Origin of the sequence: Enterobacter cloacae complex sp. EB5 (assembly GCF_031432835.1) — a bacterium.
In the GTDB taxonomy this organism is placed as follows: Bacteria; Pseudomonadota; Gammaproteobacteria; order Enterobacterales; family Enterobacteriaceae; genus Enterobacter; species Enterobacter hormaechei_C.
The window spans coordinates 4,359,132-4,383,684 of the sequence record NZ_CP133860.1; the positions used below are offsets into that span (position 1 = coordinate 4,359,132).

Annotated in this window: 22 protein-coding genes and 1 pseudogene; 16 read left to right on the forward strand and 7 right to left on the reverse strand. The window is 57.7% G+C overall.

Annotation, left to right across the window (positions count from 1 at the left end; all coding sequences use genetic code 11):
• Nucleotides 1–5 precede the first annotated feature (5 nt).
• From RHN82_RS20970 to RHN82_RS21030, 13 genes and pseudogenes are all read left to right on the forward strand, one after another.
• The gene (locus RHN82_RS20970; RefSeq protein ID WP_015570456.1) at nt 6–404 is read left to right on the forward strand and encodes a cupin domain-containing protein; all 399 of its coding nucleotides are present in this window, start codon (nt 6–8) and stop codon (nt 402–404) included.
• 71 nt (nt 405–475) lie between these two features.
• Nucleotides 476–1,015, forward strand: coding sequence for a shikimate kinase (locus tag RHN82_RS20975; protein ID WP_032669826.1), 540 nt, complete (start codon nt 476–478; stop codon nt 1,013–1,015).
• 109 nt (nt 1,016–1,124) lie between these two features.
• On the forward strand, nt 1,125–2,126 hold the full coding sequence (locus RHN82_RS20980; protein WP_047051062.1) for an MsnO8 family LLM class oxidoreductase: 1,002 nt from the start codon (nt 1,125–1,127) through the stop codon (nt 2,124–2,126).
• Nucleotides 2,123–3,244 carry an amidohydrolase gene (locus tag RHN82_RS20985; RefSeq protein ID WP_047051063.1) on the forward strand — a complete coding sequence of 374 codons (1,122 nt, stop codon included), beginning with the start codon at nt 2,123–2,125 and terminating at the stop codon, nt 3,242–3,244. Before RHN82_RS20980 ends, RHN82_RS20985 begins: the two co-directional genes overlap by 4 nt.
• A gap of 16 nt (nt 3,245–3,260) precedes the next feature.
• Nucleotides 3,261–5,524, forward strand: a pseudogene (locus RHN82_RS20990) (NtaA/DmoA family FMN-dependent monooxygenase).
• A 9-nt stretch (nt 5,525–5,533) separates the two neighbouring features.
• On the forward strand, nt 5,534–6,043 hold the full coding sequence (locus RHN82_RS20995; RefSeq protein ID WP_003857004.1) for a GNAT family N-acetyltransferase: 510 nt from the start codon (nt 5,534–5,536) through the stop codon (nt 6,041–6,043).
• A 9-nt stretch (nt 6,044–6,052) separates the two neighbouring features.
• On the forward strand, nt 6,053–6,979 hold the full coding sequence (locus RHN82_RS21000; protein WP_047051065.1) for an amino acid ABC transporter permease: 927 nt from the start codon (nt 6,053–6,055) through the stop codon (nt 6,977–6,979).
• On the forward strand, nt 6,963–7,736 hold the full coding sequence (locus RHN82_RS21005) for an amino acid ABC transporter ATP-binding protein (protein WP_045334928.1): 774 nt from the start codon (nt 6,963–6,965) through the stop codon (nt 7,734–7,736). Before RHN82_RS21000 ends, RHN82_RS21005 begins: the two co-directional genes overlap by 17 nt.
• A 9-nt stretch (nt 7,737–7,745) precedes the next feature.
• Nucleotides 7,746–8,633 (forward strand): transporter substrate-binding domain-containing protein, encoded by an 888-nt coding sequence (locus RHN82_RS21010; protein ID WP_047051066.1) that lies wholly within the window; start codon nt 7,746–7,748, stop codon nt 8,631–8,633.
• Nucleotides 8,634–8,674: 41 nt separating this feature from the next.
• Nucleotides 8,675–9,292 (forward strand): glutathione S-transferase family protein, encoded by a 618-nt coding sequence (locus RHN82_RS21015; RefSeq protein WP_047051067.1) that lies wholly within the window; start codon nt 8,675–8,677, stop codon nt 9,290–9,292.
• A 37-nt stretch (nt 9,293–9,329) separates the two neighbouring features.
• A complete protein-coding gene (gene pptA, locus RHN82_RS21020) occupies nt 9,330–9,560 on the forward strand; it encodes a tautomerase PptA (protein ID WP_003857012.1) in 231 nt (76 codons plus the stop codon).
• Nucleotides 9,561–9,746: 186 nt separating this feature from the next.
• Entirely contained in the window at nt 9,747–10,748 is a 1,002-nt protein-coding gene (locus RHN82_RS21025) for a Kdo(2)-lipid IV(A) acyltransferase (RefSeq protein WP_047051068.1), read from the forward strand.
• Nucleotides 10,749–10,838: 90 nt separating this feature from the next.
• Nucleotides 10,839–11,480, forward strand: coding sequence for a DNA-binding protein (locus RHN82_RS21030; protein WP_047051069.1), 642 nt, complete (start codon nt 10,839–10,841; stop codon nt 11,478–11,480).
• Here the strand turns inward: RHN82_RS21030 and RHN82_RS21035 are convergent.
• The gene (locus RHN82_RS21035) at nt 11,473–11,772 is read right to left on the reverse strand and encodes a helix-turn-helix transcriptional regulator (RefSeq protein ID WP_047051070.1); all 300 of its coding nucleotides are present in this window, start codon (nt 11,770–11,772) and stop codon (nt 11,473–11,475) included. The genes RHN82_RS21030 and RHN82_RS21035 overlap by 8 nt on opposite strands.
• Nucleotides 11,773–11,933: 161 nt before the next feature.
• On the opposite strand from RHN82_RS21035, the gene fusA reads away from it, so the two are divergent.
• The gene (fusA, locus tag RHN82_RS21040; protein ID WP_032671178.1) at nt 11,934–14,033 is read left to right on the forward strand and encodes an elongation factor G; all 2,100 of its coding nucleotides are present in this window, start codon (nt 11,934–11,936) and stop codon (nt 14,031–14,033) included.
• Nucleotides 14,034–14,081: 48 nt separating this feature from the next.
• Here fusA and RHN82_RS21045 read toward each other — a convergent pair whose 3' ends face one another.
• Nucleotides 14,082–14,654, reverse strand: coding sequence for a flavin reductase family protein (locus RHN82_RS21045; protein WP_047051071.1), 573 nt, complete (start codon nt 14,652–14,654; stop codon nt 14,082–14,084).
• 105 nt (nt 14,655–14,759) lie between these two features.
• Here RHN82_RS21045 and nhoA point away from each other — a divergent pair, with 105 nt between their 5' ends.
• Both nhoA and RHN82_RS21055 read left to right on the forward strand, forming a co-directional pair.
• Nucleotides 14,760–15,605 carry an N-hydroxyarylamine O-acetyltransferase gene (nhoA, locus tag RHN82_RS21050; protein ID WP_047051072.1) on the forward strand — a complete coding sequence of 282 codons (846 nt, stop codon included), beginning with the start codon at nt 14,760–14,762 and terminating at the stop codon, nt 15,603–15,605.
• Between the two features lie 94 nt (nt 15,606–15,699).
• On the forward strand, nt 15,700–16,149 hold the full coding sequence (locus tag RHN82_RS21055; protein ID WP_047051073.1) for a hypothetical protein: 450 nt from the start codon (nt 15,700–15,702) through the stop codon (nt 16,147–16,149).
• An 88-nt stretch (nt 16,150–16,237) separates the two neighbouring features.
• Here the strand turns inward: RHN82_RS21055 and narI are convergent, their stop codons facing one another.
• The 5 genes from narI to RHN82_RS21080 form a co-directional block, all read right to left on the reverse strand.
• Nucleotides 16,238–16,918, reverse strand: a complete 681-nt coding sequence (gene narI / locus RHN82_RS21060; protein ID WP_047051074.1) for a respiratory nitrate reductase subunit gamma — start codon at nt 16,916–16,918, stop codon at nt 16,238–16,240.
• The gene (gene narW, locus RHN82_RS21065; protein ID WP_047051075.1) at nt 16,915–17,610 is read right to left on the reverse strand and encodes a nitrate reductase molybdenum cofactor assembly chaperone; all 696 of its coding nucleotides are present in this window, start codon (nt 17,608–17,610) and stop codon (nt 16,915–16,917) included. The genes narI and narW overlap by 4 nt, the downstream gene beginning before the upstream one ends.
• Nucleotides 17,610–19,154: a nitrate reductase subunit beta gene (narH, locus tag RHN82_RS21070; protein WP_045349625.1), complete on the reverse strand. Its 1,545-nt coding sequence runs from the start codon at nt 19,152–19,154 to the stop codon at nt 17,610–17,612. The genes narW and narH overlap by 1 nt, the downstream gene beginning before the upstream one ends.
• The gene (locus RHN82_RS21075; protein ID WP_047051076.1) at nt 19,151–22,891 is read right to left on the reverse strand and encodes a nitrate reductase subunit alpha; all 3,741 of its coding nucleotides are present in this window, start codon (nt 22,889–22,891) and stop codon (nt 19,151–19,153) included. The genes narH and RHN82_RS21075 overlap by 4 nt, the downstream gene beginning before the upstream one ends.
• A 67-nt stretch (nt 22,892–22,958) precedes the next feature.
• Nucleotides 22,959–24,344 (reverse strand): NarK family nitrate/nitrite MFS transporter, encoded by a 1,386-nt coding sequence (locus RHN82_RS21080; protein ID WP_026094300.1) that lies wholly within the window; start codon nt 24,342–24,344, stop codon nt 22,959–22,961.
• Nucleotides 24,345–24,553 lie beyond the last annotated feature (209 nt).

Below are 24,553 nucleotides of genomic sequence, written 5' to 3' on the forward strand. Positions count from 1 at the left end.
TAATCATGAAAATTATCCGTAGCGGTTCGTTACCTTCCGTTCAGGGGCCAGAGGCCTGGTTTACCGGCTGCGTGCGCATTGACGCGCCTTTCCAGGCGACTGAACCGGCAAAAGTCGGCGGCGCGACCGTCACCTTTGAACCCGGCGCACGTACCGCCTGGCATACGCATCCTCTTGGACAAACGCTGATCGTGACGCAGGGGCGCGGCTGGTTACAGGAGTGGGGGAAAGAGGCGGAACCGCTGAATCAGGGTGATATCGCCTGGATCCCACCCGGCGTGAAGCACTGGCACGGCGCAAGCGCGCAGACGGCCATGACCCATATCGCCATCGCAGAAGCTGTCGACGGGAGCCCGGTGGCATGGCTGGAGAAGGTCACCGACGAGCAGTATCCGAACGAGTAGTCTGGCGTTTCGTAAACAAATTATTAACGTTATGATTCGATCCGTTTTCTTCAGCATGTGCAGGCGGAACGGTGAAAATCAATATCATAGGCACCAGCGGAAGTGGGAAAAGCACGTTTGGCAGGCGAATCGCGGAGGCGCTGGCTATCCCTTACATTGAGATGGACAGGCTTTACTGGCGATCGAACTGGCAGGGAACACCGGATGATGAGTTTCTTGCAACCCTGGAAAAAGCGCTCGCCGCCTCGCCTGACTGGGTCCTGGACGGGAATTACAACCGCACACGCGACGTTAAGTGGCGCGACGTCGATCTGGTGGTGTGGATAGATCGTGGGTTTATCCGCACGCTCTGGCAGGCGGTGACGCGGGCCTCCAGACGCGCCTGGCACAAACAGGAGCTCTGGCCCGGCACGGGGAACCGCGAAAGCTTTCGTCGGTCGTTCCTTAGTAAGGACTCTATTATCATCTGGACGATCAAAACCTGGCGCAGCAACCGCAAACGATATGAGGCGGATATGCAAAACCCGCAGTACGCACACATTCGCTTTCTCCGCATTACCCGACGGCAGGATGCGGAAAGACTCATTGCCTCGCTTAAATCACGCCGATGACAGACTCTCTATTGCCGTTTTCCGGCAATCCAAATGTAAATTAATTGTTTCTCAGAGGTGAAATCCGCCTTTAATAATGACGACATGTTAAGTCAAACGAGAACGCAACATGTCATGGCGAATCAGCATTCTGGATAAAAGCCCCGTCGCAGAACACGAAACAGCCGCCGATGCGCTGGCGCGAACCTTAGCACTGGCGCAACAGGCAGAAACGCTGGGTTATCACCGCTTCTGGATTGCCGAACACCACAATACCCCGCAGCTTGCCAGCCCCTCGCCGGAGCTGTTGATTGCCTGGATCCTCGGGCAAACAAAACGCATTCGCGTGGGCTCAGGCGGCGTCATGCTGCAACATTACAGCCCCTATAAAGTTGCCGAAAATTTTAACGTACTGGCCGCCATTGCGCCGGGCCGGGTTGATCTGGGCGTTGGCAAAGCGCCCGGCGGCCTGCCGCTCTCTACCCGCGCCTTGCAGCACGGCCTTAATCCGCAGGAAAAAGGCAGCTTTGCTGAACAACTGACGCAGCTCGATCGCTGGATCCGCCCTGAAAATCAGTCAGCGGAGGAGGACGTTCGCGCTACGCCGCTGCCGCCGGTGCCTGCCCGGGGATTTCTGCTGGGCGCCAGCACCGAAAGCGCGCTGCTGGCGGCCTCCCTCGACTGGCATTTTGTCTTTGCCGCCCATCTGAACGGCGATCCTGAGCTGCTGCGCGAGGTCGTCACAGCCTGGCGTCAACACAGCGTCCGGGAGGTGATTGTGGCCGTGCAGGTCATTGTTGCCCCAACCCAGGCTGAAGCCGATGCGCTGGCGCAGAAGGTTGAAGTGTGGGGCGTGGAGCTGGCAAACGGACAGCGGGTCACCGTGGCCAGCGAAGAACAGGCCTACGCCTTTGCGCGGCAGGCGGGGAGTGAACCGGTGCGCATCGCGCGTCGGGCGCAGTCTCTGCTGGCCGGAACGGCGGTGTCGGTGCTTGAACAGCTCAACGCGCTGCATCAGCAGTGGGGGATTGACGAATTTATCATCGACACGCCGGTCGCTGATGGCGCAACGCGCGTGCAGTCTCTGCGACTGCTGGCCGAGGCGCGTCTTAACAGGGAGGTGACCGTATGAGCTTTAGCGAACAACTGATTGCCTGGCGCCGTGAGCTGCACCAGAACCCTGAACTCTCCGGTCAGGAGGTCGAAACAACGGCGCGCCTGCGCGAGTGGCTGACGGCCGCCGGGATTGCCCCGCTGGATTACGATCTCCAGACCGGGCTGGTTGCCGAGATCGGCACGGGCAACGCACTGGTTGCGCTGCGCGCCGATATCGACGCGTTACCCATCGACGAGCGTAGCGGGGTGCCGTTTAGCTCCCGGCGTGCCGGGGTGATGCATGCCTGTGGGCACGACATCCACACCAGCGTGATCCTCGGCGCCGCGTTAAAGCTGAAAGAGCGGGAAGCCTCGCTCAACGGTCGCGTGCGGATCCTGTTCCAGCCAGCGGAAGAGAATTTCGGCGGAGCGAAAAGCATGGTGCGGGCCGGGGCGTTACGCGACGTACGCGCGATTTTCGGAATGCATAACGAGCCTTCACTGCCGGTCGGCGAGTTTGCCACGCGCGGCGGCCCGTTCTATGCCAATGTCGATCGCTTCGTTATTCACGTGACCGGCAAAGGCGCGCATGCCGCACGTCCCCATGAAGGCAACGACGCCATCGTGCTGGCAAGTCAGCTGGTAACCGCGCTGCAAAGCGTAGCCAGCCGTAACGTCAACACGCTGGATTCGGTTGTTCTGAGCGTGACGCGCATCGCCGGGGGAAATACCTGGAACGTGCTGCCGGAAAGCGTTGAGCTGGAGGGTACGCTGCGCACGCACCGCACAGAAGTGCAGCAGAACGTGAAAGCGCGCGTCGGTGAAATCGCCGCCGGATTTGCCAGCGCCTTTAGCGCGCAGATCAACATCACCTGGTACGCCGGGCCCACCGCGCTGGTGAATGATGAGCACTGGGCCGGGTTTGCCACCTCGGTCGCGCGCGAAGCGGGATATGAAACCCGGCATGCGGAACTGCACATGGGCGGGGAGGATTTCGCGGTCTATCTGCAAAACATACCCGGCGCGTTTGTCAGCATTGGCAGCAACAGTCCGTTTGGGTTACATCACCCGGCATTTAACCCGGACGAAGCATTAATCGAACCCGCTGCCCGCTATTTTGCACAGCTCGCGGAAAAAGCCCTGCAACACGTTTAATTAATTTGAGGTGAATATGTCTGCACATCGTCAATTGCGGCTGGGGACCATTTTGCATGGTGCATCCGGAAATATGTCTGCCTGGCGCCATCCCGCGGCGGTCGCGGATGCCAGCATTAATTTTGATTTCGTCAAAGAAACGGCTTTAAAAGCAGAAGCGGGCAAGCTCGACTTTATATTTGTGGCCGACGGTCTTTATATTAACGAGAAATCCATTCCGCATTTTCTAAACCGCTTTGAGCCGCTGACGGTGTTGTCCGCGCTGGCGAGTATCACCTCGCGCCTGGGGCTGGTCGGCACGTTATCCACCTCGTACAGCGAGCCTTTCACCGTTGCACGCCAGTTCGCCAGCCTCGATCACCTGAGCAACGGACGCGCGGGCTGGAACGTGGTGACATCGCCGCTGGAAGGGTCAGCGAAGAACTTCTCCCGCGAAAAACACCCGGAGCATGCGCTGCGCTACCGCATTGCCGATGAGTATCTCGACGTGGTCAAAGGGTTGTGGGATTCCTGGGAAGGGGATGCCTTTATCCGCAATAAAGAGAGCGGACAGTTCTTTGATGCGTCGAAACTGCATACGCTGGATCACCACGGTGATTTCTTCCAGGTTTCCGGCCCGCTGAATATTGGCCGCACCCCGCAGGGACGTCCGATTGTCTTTCAGGCTGGCGCGTCCGATGATGGTAAAAAGCTGGCGGCAAAACACGCTGACGCCATCTTTACCCACCATGACACGCTGGAAGAAGCCCAGGCTTTTTACCGCGATGTTAAACAGCAGCTGGAAAGTCACGGCCGTCGCGCAGGGGATTTACATATATTCCAGGGCGTCAGCGTGATTGTTGGAAACGGCGCCGATGACGTAGAAAACCAGTATCACACCACGGCGGCACTGGTCTCCATTCATGATGCGCTGAATTACCTCGGACGTTATTTCGAGCATCACGACTTCAGCCAGTATCCCCTCGACGCGCCGTTCCCGGATATTGGCGATTTGGGCAAAAACAGCTTCCGCAGCACCACCGATGAAATCAAGCGTAACGCCCGTGAGCGCAACTTAACTCTGCGTCAGGTCGCGCTGGAAGCTGCATCGCCGCGCCCGCGTTTTTCCGGCACACCGGAGCAGGTAGCTGATGGTTTACAGGCCTGGTTTGAAGAGAAGGCGGCGGACGGCTTCATCATTCAGGGCGGCACGCCGGACACCTTCCCGCGCTTTGTCGACCAGGTGGTGCCCGTTTTACAGGCGCGCGGCCTGTTCCGCACCGACTATCCCGGCACCACGCTGCGCGAAAGTCTGGGCTTAGACGAGCCCAAAAATCAGTTCACACAACAATAAAAGAGAAAAACGCTATGCAGAAATCATCGCTTATTCTGGCGCTTGCGCTGGCCTTTACCCCTGCCGTCTGGGCAGAGAACGTCAATATTAACGGCACCGGCGTGAGCATTGAGGCCAATAAAACGCCGATCAATACCGCCAAAAACAGCGATGCGATCGCGCAACTGCCGAAAGACTATCGCTTTGCCGTGCCGGGGAAATTTACCGTGGCGGTGGCGGGACTGAATCAACCGCCGCTGACGGTCTTTTCCGACGACAACAAAACCCTGCTGGGAAGTGAGGTCGATATTGCGCGTCTGGTGGCGGACAGCCTTGGGCTGGAGCTGAACGTGGTGCCTACCTCCTGGGAGGACTGGCCGCTGGGGGTTGCCTCCGGAAAATACGACGCGGCTATCAGCAACATCACCGTCACTAAAGCGCGCAAAGAGAAGTTCGACTTCGCCACCTACCGCAAGGATTCACTTGGCTTCTACGTGAAATCCACCAGTCCGATCAACTCGCTTGTGAAGGCAGAGGATATCGCCGGACTGCGCATCATCGTGGGTTCCGGCACCAACCAGGAGGCCATTCTGCTGGCATGGAACGAAGAGAATCTCAAAAAAGGGCTTAAACCCTTTACGCCGATCTACACCAAAGACGACGCGGCCCAAACGCTGGCGCTTCAGTCCGGACGTGCGGACGCCTACTTTGGCCCGAACGTGATCGGCGCCTGGAAAGCGGCGCTTAACGGTAAAACCAAACTGGTCGGCAGCGTCGACGGCGGCTGGCCGAAGGCGGCGCATATCGCGGTGACGCTGAAAAAAGGCAGCGGCCTGGTCGAACCGGTTCAGACCGCGCTGAACGGCGCGATCAAGAACGGAGATTACGACAAGGTGCTGAACCGCTGGGGGGAAGGCGTGGAGCGTATCCCCAGTTCCGAAGTTAACCCGGCGGGTCTGGGCGATTAAGGAGGCGCTATGCGGGAACAATTTCGTGACGTTTCGCCGGAAGATGCCGATCTTCAGCCCATTATCGAGGGGCTTTTCGGTGAATACGCCGCTCGTTACGGCGACTACTTTTCAAAGGATGCGGAAGTCGAGCTGACAGAGTGGTACCTGGCGCCGCAGGGGCTGTTTATCGTCCTGGAGCGCGACGGCGAGATCATCGCCACCGGTGCGTACAAGCCTTTCGACGAACATACCGCAGAGATCAAACGTATCTGGACGAATAAAACGCTGCGCCAGCAGGGGCTGGCCGCGCGCGTGGTACAGGAGCTGGAGCGCCGTGCGGTGCTGGCGGGCTACAGCCACATCTACCTGACCACGGGGTTTCGCCAGCCGGAGGCGGTGCGGCTCTATCTCAGTCAGGGGTATCAGCCGCAGTTCGATCTCAACCGCGACCCGGAAGAGTACAGCCAGCCGCCGTTCGACGGTCGGCTGCGTTTCACCAAGACGCTGATCCGCGAAGCGCTCAGCAAAACCGCATAAGGAGCGACGATGAGCAACGTTGAAACCATAAAAGTGGTCCCGGCACGTTATCCGCTGCGCGCTGCTGGCGCCGTGGTGGCGCTGTTTGTGCTGGCGGTCGTGATCCAGTCCGTGGCCTTTAATCCGCGCTGGGAATGGGCGGTATTTGCCCGCTGGTTCTTCGACCCGGTGATCCTCGAAGGCGTCGGCCAGACGCTGCTGCTGACGTTGATAAGCACCGTACTGAGCGTGGTGATTGGCGGCATACTGGCGTTGGCGCGGCTCTCGTCATCATGGCTGTTGAGCAGCCTGGCGTGGGGTTACATCTGGCTGTTCCGATCGCTGCCGCTGATCGTGGTGCTGATTATCCTCTATAACTTCTCCTATCTCTACGACACGCTCTCTCTCGGCGTGCCTTTTACCGGCATTACCTGGGGCAGCTTTGAAACCATCAACGTTCTCGGGCAGTTTTCTACCGCCATCGTGGGGCTGACGCTGGTGCAGAGCGCCTATACTGCGGAGATCATTCGCGGGGGCTTCCTTGGAGTCGACCACGGTCAGTATGAGGCGGCCGCTGCGCTGGGGCTGCCGGCGTGGCGTCGCACGGTGCGCATCATTCTCCCCCAGGCGCTGCGCACCATCCTGCCGTCTGGGTTTAACGAAATCATCAGCCTCGCCAAAGGGACGGCGATGGTTTACGTGCTGGCGATGCCGGAACTGTTCTACACGATCCAGATGATCTACAACCGCACCCAGGAGGTGATCCCGCTGTTGATGGTGGGCGCCGTCTGGTATCTGGTGATCACCACCGTACTGTCTGCCATCCAGCATGTTATTGAGCGTGGACTCGCCCGCAGCGAGCGCCGCTCCGCCGTAAACCACAACCGGGCGGCCAGCCGCGCGCGTTCCGTCACCACTTCGCCAGCACAGGAGCCCGTTCATGCAAGCCTCTCCTGAAGGACACATTTCCATTACCGGCGTCAGTAAGTTTTTTGGCCGACATAAAGCGCTCGATAACGTCACGCTTGAGATCCCGCCGGGCTCCGTGACGGTGATCCTCGGTCCCTCTGGATCGGGAAAATCGACGCTGCTGCGCACCATTAACCATCTGGAGCGCGTAGACGAAGGTTTTATTCAGATTGACGGGGATTACATCGGCTATCGCCGTCAGGGTGACAAACTCTACGAGCTAAAAGAGAAAGAGATCCTGAAACAGCGCGTCAACGTTGGGTACGTGTTTCAGAACTTCAATCTTTTTCCGCATCTCACGGTGCTGGAAAACCTGATTGAAGCACCCATCGCGCATAAAAAATTCACTAAAAAAGAGGCTGTTGAAAACGCCTACAGCCTGCTGGATGTGGTAGGACTGCGCGATAAAGCCGATGCCTGGTCGCGTCACCTCTCCGGTGGCCAGCAGCAGCGCATCGCCATTGCCCGCGCGCTGGCGCTGCGCCCCCGCGTGATGCTGTTTGATGAACCCACCTCGGCGCTGGATCCGGAATTGGTTGGCGAAGTGCTGGACGTGATTAAAAAGCTCGCCCGTTCCGGCACGACGCTGGTGGTGGTCACCCATGAGATCGGCTTTGCCCGGGAAGTGGCGGACCAGGTGGTATTTATGGTCGACGGTAAAATTGTGGAGCAGGGCAGCAGCGACGACGTGTTAAACCGACCGTCGCATCCGCGAACGCGCCAGTTCCTCTCAAAAGTGCTGTAAGGAGCGCAGATGAAATATGGACTCCTGGCGGGGCTGGTCTTCACGACGGCGAGCCACGCCAGCATTGATTTAAAGGCCAACGAACAGCCGCTGCCGGTGACGGTTGATCAACAGGCAGTGGCGAAAATCCCGGCGAACTATAAATTTGTTGAGCCGGGGACCCTCACGGTGGCGATTTCAGCCCTGAATTCTCCGCCGCTGGCGCTGCTGGCCAGTGATAACCGCACCCGTATTGGCAGCGACCCGGATATCGCCCGGTTGCTGGCGGGCAGCCTGGGGCTGAAGCTGAAGCTGGTGCCAACGGCGTGGGAAGACTGGCCGCTGGGGATCACTTCCGGGCGCTATGACGTGGCGTTGGTGAATATCGCTGTCACCGAGCAACGTAAGGAGAAGTTCGATTTTGCGACCTATCGCGTCGATTCCCTGGCCTTCTCGGTGAAATCCACCAGCAACGTACAGTCGATCACCCGTGCGAAAGATCTGGCCGGTAAAAAGGTGATTGTCGGGTCAGGTACCAATCAGGAGCGTATTCTGCTGGGCTGGAACGAAGAGAATAAAAAGGCCGGGCGCGAGCCTGCGTTGCCGGTTTATCTGACCGACGACGCCTCAGGCAATCTTTATATTCAGTCCGGCAGGGCGGATGTGTTCTTTGGACCGCAGTCCGTTTCTGCCTATAAAGCCGCGTTAACCGGAAAAACCCGCGTCGTGGGATTAGGCCCGAAGAAAGCCTATGTCGCCACCACAACCAAAAAAGGTAATGGGCTGGTGTATGCGTTGCAGGCTGCGCTGGACGGTGCGATTAAGCGCGGGGAGTATCAAAAGGTGCTGGCGCGCTGGGGGGAAGCGGGCGAAGCGGTGACGTCTTCAGACATTAATCCGCCCGGGATAACCTACTAATGGTGCTCTACACTTAGGGTTTTCATCCCTGAGGGGGCAACATGATCAAACTCTATGGCGTACCCGGCTGGGGATCGGCAATCAGTGAAGTGATGCTGACTCTGGCAGACATCCCGTATCAGTTCGTCAACGTGGACGGGTTTGACCAGCCCGGCCCGCAGTGCGAATTGCTGTTAAAACTGAACCCGCTGTGCCAGGTGCCGACGCTGGAACTGGAAAACGGGGCGATCGTGACGGAAACCGCGGCGATCGCCCTGATGGTGCTCGACAGACGTCCCGACCTCGCGCCGCCCGTTGGGCAGGCCGAGCGCCAGCAGTTTCAGCGCCTGCTCATCTGGTTTGTGGCGAATGTCTATCCCACCTTTACGTATGCAGATTATCCGGAACGCTGGGTGCCTGATGCCCCGGAACAGCTGAAGAAAAACTGCATTGAGTACCGAAAATCGCTTTATCTGTGGTTCGACAGCCAGCTCAGCGCCTCGCCGTTTGCGTTTGGTAAACAGCTGACGCTGCTTGACGTCTATATTGCCGTTGCGCGTACCTGGGGGCCACGCCATGAGTGGTTTGCCACCAACACGCCTAATATTACCGCCGTCGCGGATGCCGTCTGCGCGCTGCCGGAACTGCACAAGGTGCTAAAAGCTAACGATATAATCTGATAACGTGGAACGCTCATCTATAAAAGGAGCCCTGCCCATGCCACACGTTGACATCAAATGTTTTCCACGCGATCTGACTGACGAACAAAAAACGGCTCTGGCGGCGGATATCGCCGAAGCGATCGCCCGTCACCTGAACAGTAAAGATCGCTCAATCTCCGTGGCGCTTCAGGAGGTTCAGGAAGCTGACTGGAAGGCGCAGGTCTGGGATACCGAGATCGGCCCGAAGCTGGATGAACTGATTAAAAAGCCCGGCTATTCGATGTAACTTGCCTGCCGGGTGGTGCAATATCACCCGGCGATCCCCACTTTTATTCCCTTTCGCAAAAATCGATAATAAAAACCATAACGAATCCGCTACAATTCATCCATCCGAACAATATCCGTTAAATCAGCAGGTAAACACTGCAACTGCACCAGATAAAGTACAAATTAGTAAAAGGATAATTTTTCCATGACAAAATTACCTCAGTTTTCACTCGCGTTTATTCATCCTCGTTACTGGCTTAGCTGGGCAGGCATTGCCGCACTCTGGTGCACGGTTCAGCTTCCGTATCCGCTGCTGTTAAAAACAGGTCACGGGCTTGGACGTCTGGCCATGCGCCTGCTTCCACGCCGCGTGGAGATCGCCAGACGAAATCTTGAGCTTTGTTTTCCTGATATGAAAGAGGACGAGCGCGAGCGTTTACTTGAGCGTAATTTTGAATCGGTTGGAATGGGCGTCATCGAAACCGGCATAGCGTGGTTCTGGCCTGACTGGCGCGTGCGGAAACACTTCAGCGTGACCGGCTACGAACATATGGAACAGGCGCGGGCGCAAGGAAGGGGCGTGGTGCTCATTGGCATGCATTTTCTCACGCTGGAATTAGGCGCACGCATCTTTGGCATGCTCAACGCGGGTATTGGTGTGTATCGTCCCAACAATAATGCGTTGCTCGACTGGCTGCAAACGCGCGGTCGTCTGCGTTCCAATAAAACCATGCTTGACCGCTATGACCTGAAGGGCATGATCCGCGCGCTGAAGCAAAACGAGATCCTGTGGTATGCCCCGGATCACGACTATGGCAAAACGAATAGCGTGTTTGTGCCGTTTTTTGCCGTCCCGGACGCCGCGACAACTGCCGGGAGCTACATGCTGGTGAAAAGTGCCAGACCTGCCGTGATCCCGTTTGTACCGCGCCGAAAAGCAGACGGCACAGGGTATGAGCTGATTATTCTGGAGGACATCAGCGATACCTTGCAGGGAGGCGACAAAGCGTCGGTAGCCACGCAAATGAACAGAGCAATTGAGCGCGCCGTGATGATGGCGCCTGAGCAATATATGTGGCTGCATCGCCGGTTCAAAACCCGCCCCGAAGGCCAGCCGGACCGGTATAAACGCAAAAAACAGGTCACATCTTCTGCAAGAACCTTATCTGCCAGCGATATTTCGGACCGGTCGAGTATCCAGCAGTAGCCCGGCAGGGCGGATGCCGGTGCGCTCCGCCCTTTATAAATCCGGCCGCGCTGGATAGAATTACCGCATCCACATTGACGGGATGCCCCCATGACCGGAAGAGTCGATTATCATCTTGAAAAATACCTCCTCACCGAAGCCGGCGAGCCGGAACGTCTGACGCGTCAGTGGGCGGAGGTGATGCGCGAGTGTCATGACCAGAAATCCGGGGCAGAAGAGCGGCTGCGTCTCGCGCTGCTGAACGTGGATTATGTGACCAGCTTTGAGCTTCCCTTCCGGTTACTTCTTACCCGCGCACCGCAGCTGATTGATGGCATCAGAAATGAGTTTCAGCTCAGTCAAAAAAATGTCCTGTTCAACGGCAAGCGGTTTGGCTGCGTCTACAGCCTTAAACAGGATTTGAACGGCATTCCCGATGAATTTACCTACCACCTGAAGACCCGTATTCAGCGAATCGATGCGTCCGGCGGATCGGAAGTGCCTTACCGGCAAATCGCTCAGCAGGTGAAAGCCCCCCGCGAGCGCCTCCAGCTGGCGCTGGAGCAGGGGCTTGCGGTCACCGCGCTTGACGGGCTTTTCTGGTTTGGCCTCCAGCGCATAGCCGCCGACGTGCAGCGGTTAAGGAAGACCGGGATGAGGATAGTGACGTCCGATACGGAGGTGTTCGACACCCTTACCGGAACAACACGGCGCATTCCGGTTTATCGTCTAGAGGTCGCTGCCGCTACTTAGCCTGGAGCAGGATCGCCAGCAGTCCAGGAAAGCGGGCGTCCAGATCTTCTCTTCTCAGTGAGATCATATTCTCGCGCCCCTGCGGGCGCTGCCAGATCACGCCGCTGTTGCGCAGCACGCGCCAGTGGTGAGTCATAGTGGATTTCACCACCTCTTCCGGGCGCAGCGCGTTACAGCTCAGTTCGCTGCCGTCGGCCAGCCTGCGAATAATCGCTAATCGCAGCGGATTGCCGAGGGCGAACAACACATTTTCCAACACTATTTGTTCAGGTTCCGGGTGGTTTGGGATCATCGTTTTCCTGCGTCTCGCGTGAGATTGAGCTATATCAACAATAGGTCAACCGTTAAAAAATAGTTCGATAATACTCGTACAATAGGACTATTATAACAAACGAACGAACTCGCGACCATCCCGGTCGCCACAAACCAGTCATGAAGACTTAAGGAAATAACATGCCCCGACCCATTCCACTCGAACGTTATCGCAACATCGGTATCTCCGCGCATATCGATGCCGGCAAAACAACCACCACTGAGCGCATCCTGTTTTACACCGGGATGAGCCACAAGCTGGGTGAAGTACACGATGGCGCGGCAACCACCGACTGGATGGCGCAGGAGCAGGAGCGCGGGATCACCATTACGTCGGCGGCGGTAAGCTGTTTCTGGCCCGGTATGGACAGAGGCTTTGAACCGCACCGCATCAATATTATCGACACCCCCGGGCACGTGGATTTCACCATTGAGGTGGAACGTTCCATGCGTGTGCTCGACGGCGCGGTAATGGTCTATGACTCCGTCGGCGGCGTGCAGCCGCAGTCGGAAACCGTCTGGCGTCAGGCGAATAAATATCATGTTCCGCGTCTGGCGTTCGTCAATAAAATGGACCGTCCGGGCGCAGATTTCTTCCGCGTGGTGCGGATGATGCAGGAGCGGTTAAAAGCCAATCCGGTCCCGATTGTGATCCCCGTGGGGGCAGAAGAACACTTCACCGGCGTGGTGGATCTCATCAGGATGCGCACCATACTGTGGGATGATGCGACGCAGGGCATGGCGTTCAGCTATGCGCCAGTGCCTGACGATCTGCTGAGTACCGCCCAGGCGTGGCGAGAAAAAATGGTGTCGGCTGCGGCAGAAGCCAGCGATGAGCTTATGGATAAGTACCTTGAGACGGGCGAACTGGATGAAGCGGAAATCATCAAAGGGCTGCGGATCCGGACTATCTCCGGCGAAATACAGCCCATGCTGTGCGGCAGCGCCTTCAAGAACAAAGGCGTGCAGCGCATGCTCGACGCGGTAATTGAATTGATGCCGTCCCCACTGGACGTGCCCGCTATTGATGGGGTTGACGAAGACGGACAGCACGCCGAGCGCCACCCAAGCGATGATGAACCGTTCTCGGCGCTGGCCTTCAAGCTGATGAGCGATCCGTACGTCGGCCAGCTGACCTTTATCCGCGTCTATTCTGGCATACTGCGCAAAGGCGACGCGGTGTACAACCCGGTGAAGGGCAAGAAAGAGCGTATCGGGCGCATCGTGCTGATGCATGCCAACGATCGCCATGAGGTGGACGAACTGCGCGCAGGGGATATCGCAGCCTGTGTCGGGCTGAAAGACGTTACCACCGGTGACACGCTGACCGACCCGAATGCGGTGATCACCCTTGAACGGATGGAGTTCCCGGATCCGGTTATTTCGCTGGCGATTGAGCCGAAAACCAAGGCCGATCAGGAGAAAATGGGGATCGCCCTACAGCGCCTGGCGGCGGAAGATCCGTCGTTCCGCCTGCACACGGACGAAGAGTCCGGTCAGACCATCATCTCCGGGATGGGCGAGTTGCATCTGGAGATCATCGTCGACCGTATGAAGCGCGAGTTTGGCGTTGAGGCGAACATTGGTCGTCCGCAGGTCACCTACCGTGAAACCCTGCGTAAAGCGGTGAAGGATATTGAAGGTAAATTTGTCCGACAGTCCGGCGGGAAAGGGCAGTACGGTCATGTGGTCCTGAGCCTTGAGCCGTTAGCCGCCGGGAGTGGTTTTGTGTTTGAAGATGCCACCAAAGGCGGGGTGGTGCCGCGGGAGTACATCCCGTCGGTGGAAAAAGGTTTGCGAGAAGCCATGAATACGGGAGTGCTGGCGGGCTATCCGGTGGTGGATGTGAAAGCGACCCTGACGTTTGGTTCCTACCATGACGTTGACTCCTCGGAAATGGCCTTCCGCATGGCGGCGATCCTCGGCTTCAAAGAGGGCGCACGGCGGGCGGATCCGGTTATTCTTGAGCCGGTGATGCACGTTGAGGTGGAAACGCCGGAAGAGTACGCCGGGAACATTATGGGCGATCTCTCCTCCCGTCGCGGCCTGGTGCAGGGAATGGCAGAACAGTACGGCAGCCAGATTATTCGCGCTGACGTCCCGCTGGCTGAGATGTTTGGCTACGCCACCACGCTGCGCTCGATGTCCCAGGGGCGCGCGACGTATACGATGGAATTCCATCATTTTGCGGAAGCTCCGCGGAATGTGGCGGATGAGATCATTGCGAAGCGTGTGAAGTAATAAAAAGCCCTCTTCCTCAGGAAGAGGGCTTTTCTTTTTTGAGGTGCGTTAATCAAGCGCCTTCACCATTTTCCCGCTCGCGACAAACGTGCCCGCTCCCAGATGATGCAGCGTATTCAATTTATCCCCGTCAAACTGCCAGCGTCCGGCGACAAATGCGCGTTCATCCGCCGCGGCGGAAACCACTTCGCCAAACAGAGTGTCATATTTCTCGGCCGCAGAGGTTACAGGTAATAACCGGCACTCCATCCACGCCAGACATTTCTCTTCTATAACCGGCAGGCCAAGCTCAGGGCCATAAATAACCGGGATCCCGTAGCAGTTAAATTTATCCTCGTCGCGCCCGCTGACGCTGCCGACCGCCCAGGTCCAGTTGGCTGCCGCCACGCCGGGGATCACAATGCCGAATTTCCCGCTGCGTTCGATCAACTCCCGTGACCACGCGCTTTTGTCTACCACAATCGCGATACGCGGGGGTTCAAATTCCACCGGCATAGACCATGCGGCGGCCATGACGTTGCGACGATAGATGGTCTCATCCCGGCTGGTGATGAGCACGGTTGGACCGTGATTCAGAAGGCGGCTGGCGTGACGTAATTCAACAGGGCGAAAGTGGCTCATAGGATCTCCTCATGTACACGATGAGTATGACGAAAAAGCACTTTTACGCATATGCATAAGGGAAAATAGTTTATAAACAGGGGATATCACATCCTGGAGCAAATCATGTCCCCATTTCTGAGTGCTTATTTTGCCCGCACGGGCTGGCAGCAGCCCGTACAGGTTAATATCGATACCCTGCGGGGGCTGCATTTACACCATAACTGCGCCATCCCTTTCGAAAATATCGATGTCGTTTTGCCGCGTGAAATCCATCTGGATGACGGGTGTCTGGTGGATAAACTGGTCACCGCGCGTCGGGGGGGATATTGCTTCGAGCAAAACGGCCTGTTTGAGCGGGTGTTGCGCGAAGTCGGGTTTACGGTGCGCAGCGTGCTGGGGCGGGTTGTGCTGGCCAATCCGTCGCAGATGCCGCCGCGTACGCACCGGTTGCTGCTGGTTGAGCTGAACGGCGAGCGCTGGATCGCCGATGTGGGATTTGGCGGACAAACGCTGACGGCGCCGATTCGTTTGATCGCCAACGAGGAGCAGGACACCCCGCACGGGAGTTATCGTTTGCTAAGCGAGGGTAACGACTGGGTATTGCAATTCCGCCATCACGAGCACTGGCAGTCGATGTACCATTTCGACCTGGCGACCCAGTATTTCAACGATTACGTGATGGGAAACTTCTGGTCGGCGCACTGGCCGCAGTCCCATTTCCGTCATCATCTGCTGATGTGTCGCCACCTGCCGGACGGGGGCAAGCTGACGCTGACCAACTTTAATTTTACCCACTGGCAGAACGGTCATGTGGAGGAGCAGATCCATTTGCCGGATGCGGAGGCGCTGTATAAGCTGATGCAGGCGCGGTTTGGCCTGGGCGTTGATGACCCGAAGCACGGCTTTACCCTGGCCGAGCTGACGGCGGTGATGGCGGGGTTTGATACGCATCCACAGGCAGGCAAATAGCCCGGTGGCGGCGACGCCTTACCGGGCCTACGGGTGCCCGAACGTAGGCCGCCACCCGGCGGGTTAGTTTAAACATCATCAAAGGCATGCTGATATGGAAATCTTGTTGCGGAATAAATTCAGTTCAGTGGGAATGTTACTCGGGGTTATTGCACTGCTTGTCTCATTAGTGCAGTTCACCTTTGGTCCTTTTTCAACAAAGTCGACAGCGCTTGAAATTGTTGTGGCTGAAAAGGTTTCGGCGGTGAAAAAAGGGATTATTGCTGGCATCAAAGGGGAACAACCGACCGTTGAGGCGAAAAAGAAAACAGTCGATATCGACATTATTCTTATCAATAGCGGAGTAATTTTGTCTGTGGTGGCATTAGGGCTTGCCTTCACGGGTGGGATGCGCAAAGAGAACCGATGGGGGGTGAGTGGCGCACTGTTTTTTTCTGGGGCTACGCTCGCTTTTCATGCGGCGTTACTGGCTTTTGGTCTGATCGTCGCAGTGTTGCTGCTGCTGTTGGTTATTTCAGTCGTCAGCGGAAGTACACTGTTCTGACAGTGCGGCCCGGTGGCGGCTACGCCTTACCGGGCCAACAGCGGCTTGAAACGTAGGTCGGGTAAGGCGTAGCCGCCACCCGACAAAATCAACGGCGCGATCTCACCACCTGATAGCGACGGGTGAAATACTCAAACGGCGCGCTCCATACGTGCACCAGGCGGGTGAACGGGAAGATAAGGAAGATCGTCATCCCCAGCACCAGATGCACGCGGAAGATTGGCGCGACGCCGCTCAGCATTTCCGACGAGCCGCCCTTAAACGTCACGATCCCCTGCGCCCAGCCGACCAGCTTCATCATCTCGCTTCCGTCAGGGTACTGAGCGGAGAAAGGAATGGTCGACAGCCCCAGAATGCACTGGATCAGCAGGATACTCATGATGATGATATCCGGCGTGGTGGACGTGGCGCGCACCCGCTGGTTGAACAGGCGGCGGATCAGCAGCATCGACCCGCCAATCAGCGTCAGCACCCCGCAAATACCCCCCGCAATCATGGCTAACTGCTGTTTAACCGCGATGGGTAAAAACCAGGCGTACATCCAGTGCGGGGTTAACATGCCGAACAGGTGCCCGAAGAAGATCCCCAGAATACCGATATGAAACAGGTTAGAGCCCCAGTTCATACCGCGCTTGCTGAGCATCTGGCTCGACGAGGCGCGCCAGGTGTACTGCCCGTAGTCGTAGCGCAACCAGCTGCCAAGGAAAAACACGGTGGCGCAGATGTAGGGGTAAATGTCATAGAAAAATACGTTCAGGTAATGTGTCATTTTGGGCCTCCGGCGCTGACGTCCACGTACTGCGGCGCGACGTCCTGGCTAAAGCGTCGTTGATATTGCTGCATCGGCGAGCTGTCGCACGATGTGGCGTTGTCTTCAATAAACTTCACCTGTTCCTCTTCCCACACGGCGTCCAGCGCCTGACGGGTATCATCCCGTTTTTCACCGGACACCTGTTTCGCCACGCTGTCGCTGGAAAGGCGCGTTCCGGCCAGCGTCAGCAGGGCGTCAAACAGCTGGTAATGTGCTACCTCACGCTGTTTCAGGCGTCCACCAATCAGCGCCAGGATCGGCGCGACGTTTTGCAACCCTTCACGCGCCTCGTCATCGCTGACGATACTGAGATATTCCAGATAGAGCGGCAGATAGTCCGGCAGCTCGCGGCAGTCAAGCTGAAGGCCGGCTTTCTCATACTGGCTCATGAGATCGACCATCGCCTGACCGCGATCGCGAGACTCGGCGTGAACGTGCTCGAACAGCAGGAGCGACGTTGCGCGCCCCCGCTCGAAGACTTCACACCATTCGGCCTGCTTATCCAGCAGCGGGGCGCTCAGATACTGCTGCGCAAACGACAGCAGCATGGGCGCGTCCTGTTCCACCAGGGAAAGCGCTTCGTCACGGTTTTCCCACAGCAGCTCATCGGGATACTCAATGAGCAGCGCGATGATTTTGAGGATTTGCATTACTCTCCCTCCCCGTGATCGCGCACTTCGGTGATGTTGATCGCGTCGATGCGGCTGCTGTTGAAGAGGTTGAATTTGGTGTCGGAGCCGTGGCAGCCGTCGCCAAAGGTGAAGCCGCAGCCGTTTTTCTCCGGGAAGGCGTCGCGCGCCATTTCACGGTGGCTGGTCGGGATCACGAAGCGGTCTTCGTAGTTGGCGATAGCCAGATAGCGGTACATCTCCTCAACCTGCGCTTCGGTCAGGCCCACTTCTTCGATGGCGCGGGTGTCGGTCACGCCTTCCACGGTCTGGGAACGCTTGTAGTGGCGCATCGCCATCATGCGCTTCAGGGCGCGCAGCACCGGACCGGTATCGCCCGCGCTGAGCATGTTTGCCAGGTACTGCACCGGAATGCGCAGGCTTTCGACCGCAGGCAGCACGCCGTCGCTCTGCGGCAGACCACCCGCGTCCGCGTAGGACTGAATCGGTGACAGCGGCGGCACATACCAGACCATCGGCAGGGTGCGGTATTCCGGATGCAGCGGCAGGGCAAGCTTCCAGTCCATCGCCATTTTGTAAACCGGGGAACGCTGTGCCGCGTCAATGACGTTCTGCGGAATACCCTGTTTCAACGCTTCCTCAATCACCGCCGGATCGTTCGGATTAAGGAACACGTCGCACTGACGCTCGTACAGGTCGGTCTCATGCTCGGTGCTCGCTGCCTCCTCGATACGGTCCGCATCGTACAGCAGCACGCCGAGATAGCGGATGCGCCCGACGCAGGTTTCCGAGCAGACGGTCGGCTGGCCGGATTCAATGCGCGGATAGCAGAAGATGCATTTTTCTGATTTGCCGCTCTTCCAGTTGAAGTAGATTTTCTTGTACGGGCAGCCGCTGATGCACAGACGCCAGCCGCGGCATTTGTCCTGGTCGATCAGCACAATGCCGTCCTCTTCGCGTTTGTAAATCGCACCGCTCGGGCAGGTGGCGACGCAGCTCGGGTTCAGGCAGTGCTCGCACAGGCGCGGCAAATACATCATGAAGGTGTTTTCAAACTGACCGTACATCTCTTTCTGGATCTTCTGGAAGTTGCGGTCGCGGGCGCGTTTTTCGAATTCGCCGCCCAGCAGCTCCTCCCAGTTGGGCCCCCATTCGATTTTATCCATTCGCTTGCCGTCAATCAGCGAGCGCGGGCGGGCGGTAGGGAGGTGATCGCCCTCTGGCGCGCGGTGCAGATCCTGGTAATCGAAGGTGAAGGGTTCATAGTAATCGTCAATCTGCGGCAGGACGGGGTTGGCGAATATCTTCGACAGCACGCCCATTTTGCCGCCTAGGCGCGGGGTCAGCTTGCCGTGAATGCCACGGATCCAGCCACCTTGCCACTCATCCTGATCTTCCCAGTTTTTCGGATAGCCGATACCCGGTTTGGTTTCGACGTTATTAAACCACGCGTACTCCATCCCTTCGCGCCCGGTCCAGACGTTCTTACAGGTGACCGAGCAGGTGTGGCAGCCAATGCATTTATCGAGATTCAGTACCATGCCAACCTGTGAGCGTATTTTCATTTTTTCGCCTCCTGTACCTGATCCCGACCTTCGCCGTCCAGCCAGTTAATGTTTTTCATTTTGCGGATCATGATGAACTCGTCGCGGTTCGAGCCGACGGTGCCGTAATAGTTGAAGCTGTACGCCAGCTGCGCGTAGCCGCCGATCATGTGGGTCGGTTTCGGGCAGACGCGGGTGACCGAGTTGTGGATCCCGCCGCGCCGTCCGGTCACTTCTGACCCCGGAATGTTAAGGATGCGCTCCTGAGCGTGGTACATCATGGTCATGCCCGGCGGCACGCGCTGGCTGACCACCGCGCGGGCGGTGAGGGCGCCGTTGGCGTTAAAGGCTTCGATCCAGTCGTTGTCCTCAATGCCCAGCTCGCGCGCGTCGGTTTCGCTGATCCAGACGATTGGCCCCCCGCGCGACAGGGTCTGCATCAGCAGGTTTTCGCTGTAGGTGGAATGAATGCCCCATTTCTGGTGCGGCGTCAGGAAGTTAAGCGCTTTTTCCGGGAAGCCGTTCGGCGGGATCTCGCGCATATGGGTGACGCTCCGGGTATCAATCGGTGGACGATAGGCCACCAGACTCTCCCCGAAGGCGCGCATCCAGGCATGATCCTGATACAGCTGCTGGCGGCCCGAAATCGTGCGCCACGGGATCAGCTCGTGAACGTTGGTATAGCCTGCGTTATAGGAGACGTGCTCGCTCTCAAGACCGGACCACGTTGGGCTGGAGATTATTTTGCGCGGCTGCGCCTGAATATCGCGGAAGCGGATTTTCTCGTCTTCTTTGTTCAGCGCCAGATGAGTGTGATCGCGCCCGGTCAGTTCGCCGAGGGCTTCCCAGGCTTTGACCGCGACCTGACCGTTAGTTTCCGGCGCAAGGGCGAGGATCACCTCTGAAGCGTCAATGGCGGTCTCGATGCGAGGGCGACCTTTCGCCGGGCCGTCAGGCTTGACGTAGTTGAGCTTGCCGAGGAAATCGACCTCGTTCTGGGTGTTCCACGATATGCCTTTTCCGCCGTTACCGAGCTTGTCCAGCAGCGGCCCAAGGGCCGTAAAGCGCTCGTAGGTTTCCGGGTAGTTACGCTCGACCACGGCGATGTTCGGTGCCGTTTTGCCGGGGATCAGATCGCACTCGCCTTTGCGCCAGTCCAGAATATCAAACGGCTGCGACAGCTCCCCCGGGGAGTCATGCTGAAGCGGCTGTAGCACCACGTCAGTTTCAGTGCCGAGATGCCCGACGCATACTTCAGAGAAGACTTTGGCGATGCCCTTGTAGATCTCCCAGTCGCTGCGGGACTCCCACGCCGGGTCCACGGCGGCGGAAAGCGGGTGAATAAACGGATGCATGTCCGAGGTATTCATATCGTCTTTTTCATACCAGGTGGCGGTGGGCAGGACGATATCCGAGAACAGGCAGGTGCTGGACATACGGAAATCGAGCGTCACCAGCAGATCCAGCTTGCCCTCAATGGCGGCGGTTTGCCATTCCACTTCCTCGGGCTTCACGTCGTCCGTTGAGCCTAAATCCTCACCCTGAATACCGCTCTCGGTGCCAAGCAGGTATTTCAGCATGTATTCATGGCCTTTCCCGGACGAACCGAGCAGGTTAGAACGCCAGACGAACAGGTTGCGCGGGTGGTTCTTGCCGTTATCCGGCTGTTCGCAGGCGAAGCGAATATCACCCGATTTTAACGCCTGCACGGTGTAATCCTGCGGTGACATCCCGGCGGCTTCAGCGCGAGCTTTCACGTGCAGCGGGTTGAGGTTGAGCTGCGGCGCGGAAGGGAGCCAGCCCATGCGCTCGGCGCGGACGTTGAAATCAATCAGGTGACCGGTAAATTTCGATGCGTCTGCAAGGGGAGAAAGCAGTTCCTGTGCGGTGAGCTTCTCATAGCGCCACTGGCTGGCGTGGTTGTAGAAGTACGATGTGCTGTTCATCTGGCGCGGCGGACGGTTCCAGTCCAGCGCGAAGGCCAGCGGCAGCCAGCCGGTTTGCGGACGCAGCTTCTCCTGGCCCACGTAGTGCGACCAGCCGCCGCCGCTCTGCCCGACGCAGCCGCAGAAGACCAGCATGTTGATCATCCCGCGGTAGTTCATGTCCATGTGGTACCAGTGGTTCACACCGGCCCCGAGGATGATCATCGACCGACCGTGAGTTTTGTGCGCTGTGTCGGCAAATTCACGGGCGATTTTTTCTATCAGGTAAGCGGGGACGCCGGTAATTTGTTCGCCCCAGGCCGGGGTGTAGGCTTTTATCTCGGCGTAGTTTGTCGCCGCGTTATTGTCTTCCAGACCGCGATCGAGGCCGTAGTTTGCGAGCACCAGATCATACACGCTCACCACGCGTCTCTGGCTGCCGTCGGCCAGGGTCAGGGTTTTACTCGGTACGCGGCGCGTCAGCACTGGCTCCTGCTTCACGCTGCGGAAATGCGGGTTCTCGTTGCCGCCGAAGTACGGGAAGGCCACGTCTGCCACGCTGTCGTGGGTGATGAGCAGGGAAAGCGTCAGCTCGGTTTCCTGTCCCGCGGCCAGCGACTCCAGGTTCCATTTGCCTTTTTCACCCCAGCGGAAGCCGATGGAACCATTCGGCGCCACCAGATTTCCGGTCACGTCAAAGGCGATGGTTTTCCACTCCGGGTTGTTGGTTTCGCCCAGCCCGTCGGCCAGATCCGACGCGCGCAGCATGCGGCCCGGCACCACGCGACCGTCAGCCTGTTCATCCAGCAGAACCAGCATCGGCATGTCGGTGTAGCGGCGGCAATAGTTGAGGAAGTACTCGCTCGGGTTATCGAGGTGGAACTCTTTGAGGATCACATGCCCCATCGCCATGGCAAGGGCGCTGTCGGTACCCTGTTTGGGGGCCAGCCACTGGTCGCTGAGCTTCGCTACCTCCGAGAAATCCGGCGTAATGGCGACGGTCTTGGTGCCCTTGTAACGCACTTCGGTAAAGAAGTGGGCGTCCGGGGTGCGCGTCTGCGGCACGTTCGACCCCCAGGCAATGATATAGCTGGAGTTGTACCAGTCCGCCGATTCCGGCACGTCGGTCTGTTCGCCCCAGGTCATCGGCGACGCCGGAGGCAGATCGCAGTACCAGTCATAGAAGCTCAGGCAGGTGCCGCCGAGCAGGGAGAGATAGCGCGTACCGGCGGCATAAGAGACCATCGACATGGCCGGGATGGGGGAAAAACCGGCTACCCGATCCGGGCCATAGTTCTTGATGGTCCAGACGTTAGCGGCAGCAATCAGCTGGTTAAGCTCTTTCCAGTTTGAGCGGATAAAACCGCCTTTTCCGCGCGCTTTCCTGTAGCTCTGCGCTTTCTGCGGATCGTTCTGGATGGCATCCCAGGCCAGCACCGGATCGGTATGCTGCGCCAGCGCCTCGCGCCAGAGTTCGATCAGCCTGCGGCGTACCAGCGGGTACTTGAGACGGTTGGCGCTGTAGAGATACCATGAGTAACTTGCGCCACGCGGGCAGCCGCGCGGTTCGTGGTTAGGCAGGTCAGGGCGGGTGCGCGGGTAGTCGGTCTGCTGGGTTTCCCAGGTCACCAGGCCATTTTTGACATAAATCTTCCAGCTACAGGAGCCGGTGCAGTTAACGCCGTGGGTGGATCGCACAATTTTATCGAACTGCCAGCGCTGACGGTAGCTGTCCTCCCAGTCGCGGTTGGTGTGGTACACCTGCCCGTGCCCATCGGCGAAACTGTCGCCTTTTGTTTTGAAGTAACGGAAGCGGTCCAACAGTTTGCTCATGACATTTCTCCTGCTTCGATAGCATGGCCGGAGGGTAAGGCATCACGCTCCGGCGAAGATGTAGTTATTATTTTTGTGAGGATTTGCGGCCGTACACCAGCCAGGTGACGAGCACGCAGACGATGTAAAACACGAGGAAGACTTTCATGGCGCCCACCGGGGAACCGGTCATCGCCAGGGATGTGCCAAAGGCTTTGGGAATAAAGAACCCGCCTACCGCACCGATGGCAGAGATAAAGCCCAGCGCGGCAGCCGTTTCGGTCACCGCTTCATGCTGCGCCTGTTCGTCGCTCCCGCCCTGTTTTTTCACGCGGTCGAGGGTGATTTGGCGAAAGATAATCGCGATCATCTGGAAGGTCGAGCCGCTGCCCAGGCCTGCGGTCAAAAACAGGCCCATAAAGACCAGATAGAAGGCCATAAAACTGCCTGAACCAGACCCGGGGAGCGTCAGGAAAATCAGGGCGCTAAAGATGGCCATAAAGACGAAGTTGATCAGCGTCACCCGTACGCCGCCCAGCCTGTCCGAGATCATCCCGCCAGCGGAACGCGCCAGGGCGCCGATCAGCGGGCCAAAGAAGGCGAGGTGGAGGATATTTACGTCCGGAAACTGGGTTTTCGACAGCATAGCAAAGCCTGCCGAGAAACCGATAAACGAGCCGAAGGTGGCCAGATAAAGCAGGCTCAGCAGCCAGAGATGAAAGCGCTTAAGCACCGGAAGCTGGCTGGCAATGGACGCTTTCGAGCTGGCGATGTCGTTCATGCCAAAAAACGCCGCAAGGGTGGCAAGAATCAGCAGCGGCGCCCAGATCCACGCCGCGTTCGCCAGCCACATCGTCGAGCCATCCTCCTGCGGTACGCCGTGCACGCCGAGGAAGGTAAACATCGGCAGGAAAATCACCAGCGGCGCAACCAGCTGCATCACGCTCACGCCCAGGTTACCCAGCCCGCCGTTAATGCCCAGCGCGCTGCCCTGTCTGGCTTTCGGGAAGAAGAAGCTGATGTTTCCCATGCTGGAAGCGAAGTTGGCGCCGGCAAAACCGCACAGCAGTGCGATGATGATAAAGACCCAGTAAGGCGTAGCGGTATTCTGGATGGCGATCCCAAGCCAGACACAGGGCACGACCAGGATCACGGTGCTCAACACGGTCCAGTAACGTCCGCCAAATATCGGCACCATAAAAGAGTAGGGGACACGCAATATCGCGCCGGAGAGAGAAGGTAATGCCGTTAGCATAAAAAGCTGATCGGTGCTGAAATTAAATCCGACCTTATTAAGGTTTACCGCAATAGCGCTAAACAACATCCAGACACAAAACGCGAGAAGCAAACACGCCACGGAAATCCACAGGTTTCTTCGTGCGATATGTTTCCCTTTATTCTCCCAAAATTGCGCGTTTTCCGGTTTCCAGTTACTCAACAGATGCTGATTACTCTTCTCGCTTTGATGTGACATATCACCCTCTTGCTTACCAAAATGGAGAGAAAAAAGAAGTAAAAACAGAAAGATACCTGTCGGCAGTTTGTAGAAATTATTGGATGTTATGGGATACATCTGAAAGGATAGATAAAAAAGCGAATCCCTGAGTTTGGAATGGGAATCAGGGTTCGCTTTATGTGTTACTAATTGTAACTATTTGCGGAAATTAATACCCCGATGGGAGT

Coding starts and splice junctions, on each gene's coding strand:
- RHN82_RS20970 (WP_015570456.1), top strand. CDS start 6: ATGAAAATTATCCGTAGCGGTTCGTTACCTTCCGTTCAGGGGCCAGAG.
- RHN82_RS20980 (WP_047051062.1), top strand. CDS start 1,125: ATGTCATGGCGAATCAGCATTCTGGATAAAAGCCCCGTCGCAGAACAC.
- RHN82_RS20985 (WP_047051063.1), top strand. CDS start 2,123: ATGAGCTTTAGCGAACAACTGATTGCCTGGCGCCGTGAGCTGCACCAG.
- RHN82_RS20995 (WP_003857004.1), top strand. CDS start 5,534: ATGCGGGAACAATTTCGTGACGTTTCGCCGGAAGATGCCGATCTTCAG.
- RHN82_RS21000 (WP_047051065.1), top strand. CDS start 6,053: ATGAGCAACGTTGAAACCATAAAAGTGGTCCCGGCACGTTATCCGCTG.
- RHN82_RS21005 (WP_045334928.1), top strand. CDS start 6,963: ATGCAAGCCTCTCCTGAAGGACACATTTCCATTACCGGCGTCAGTAAG.
- RHN82_RS21010 (WP_047051066.1), top strand. CDS start 7,746: ATGAAATATGGACTCCTGGCGGGGCTGGTCTTCACGACGGCGAGCCAC.
- RHN82_RS21015 (WP_047051067.1), top strand. CDS start 8,675: ATGATCAAACTCTATGGCGTACCCGGCTGGGGATCGGCAATCAGTGAA.
- pptA (WP_003857012.1), top strand. CDS start 9,330: ATGCCACACGTTGACATCAAATGTTTTCCACGCGATCTGACTGACGAA.
- RHN82_RS21025 (WP_047051068.1), top strand. CDS start 9,747: ATGACAAAATTACCTCAGTTTTCACTCGCGTTTATTCATCCTCGTTAC.
- RHN82_RS21030 (WP_047051069.1), top strand. CDS start 10,839: ATGACCGGAAGAGTCGATTATCATCTTGAAAAATACCTCCTCACCGAA.
- RHN82_RS21035 (WP_047051070.1), bottom strand. CDS start 11,772: ATGATCCCAAACCACCCGGAACCTGAACAAATAGTGTTGGAAAATGTG.
- fusA (WP_032671178.1), top strand. CDS start 11,934: ATGCCCCGACCCATTCCACTCGAACGTTATCGCAACATCGGTATCTCC.
- RHN82_RS21045 (WP_047051071.1), bottom strand. CDS start 14,654: ATGAGCCACTTTCGCCCTGTTGAATTACGTCACGCCAGCCGCCTTCTG.
- nhoA (WP_047051072.1), top strand. CDS start 14,760: ATGTCCCCATTTCTGAGTGCTTATTTTGCCCGCACGGGCTGGCAGCAG.
- RHN82_RS21055 (WP_047051073.1), top strand. CDS start 15,700: ATGGAAATCTTGTTGCGGAATAAATTCAGTTCAGTGGGAATGTTACTC.
- narI (WP_047051074.1), bottom strand. CDS start 16,918: ATGACACATTACCTGAACGTATTTTTCTATGACATTTACCCCTACATC.
- narW (WP_047051075.1), bottom strand. CDS start 17,610: ATGCAAATCCTCAAAATCATCGCGCTGCTCATTGAGTATCCCGATGAG.
- narH (WP_045349625.1), bottom strand. CDS start 19,154: ATGAAAATACGCTCACAGGTTGGCATGGTACTGAATCTCGATAAATGC.
- RHN82_RS21075 (WP_047051076.1), bottom strand. CDS start 22,891: ATGAGCAAACTGTTGGACCGCTTCCGTTACTTCAAAACAAAAGGCGAC.
- RHN82_RS21080 (WP_026094300.1), bottom strand. CDS start 24,344: ATGTCACATCAAAGCGAGAAGAGTAATCAGCATCTGTTGAGTAACTGG.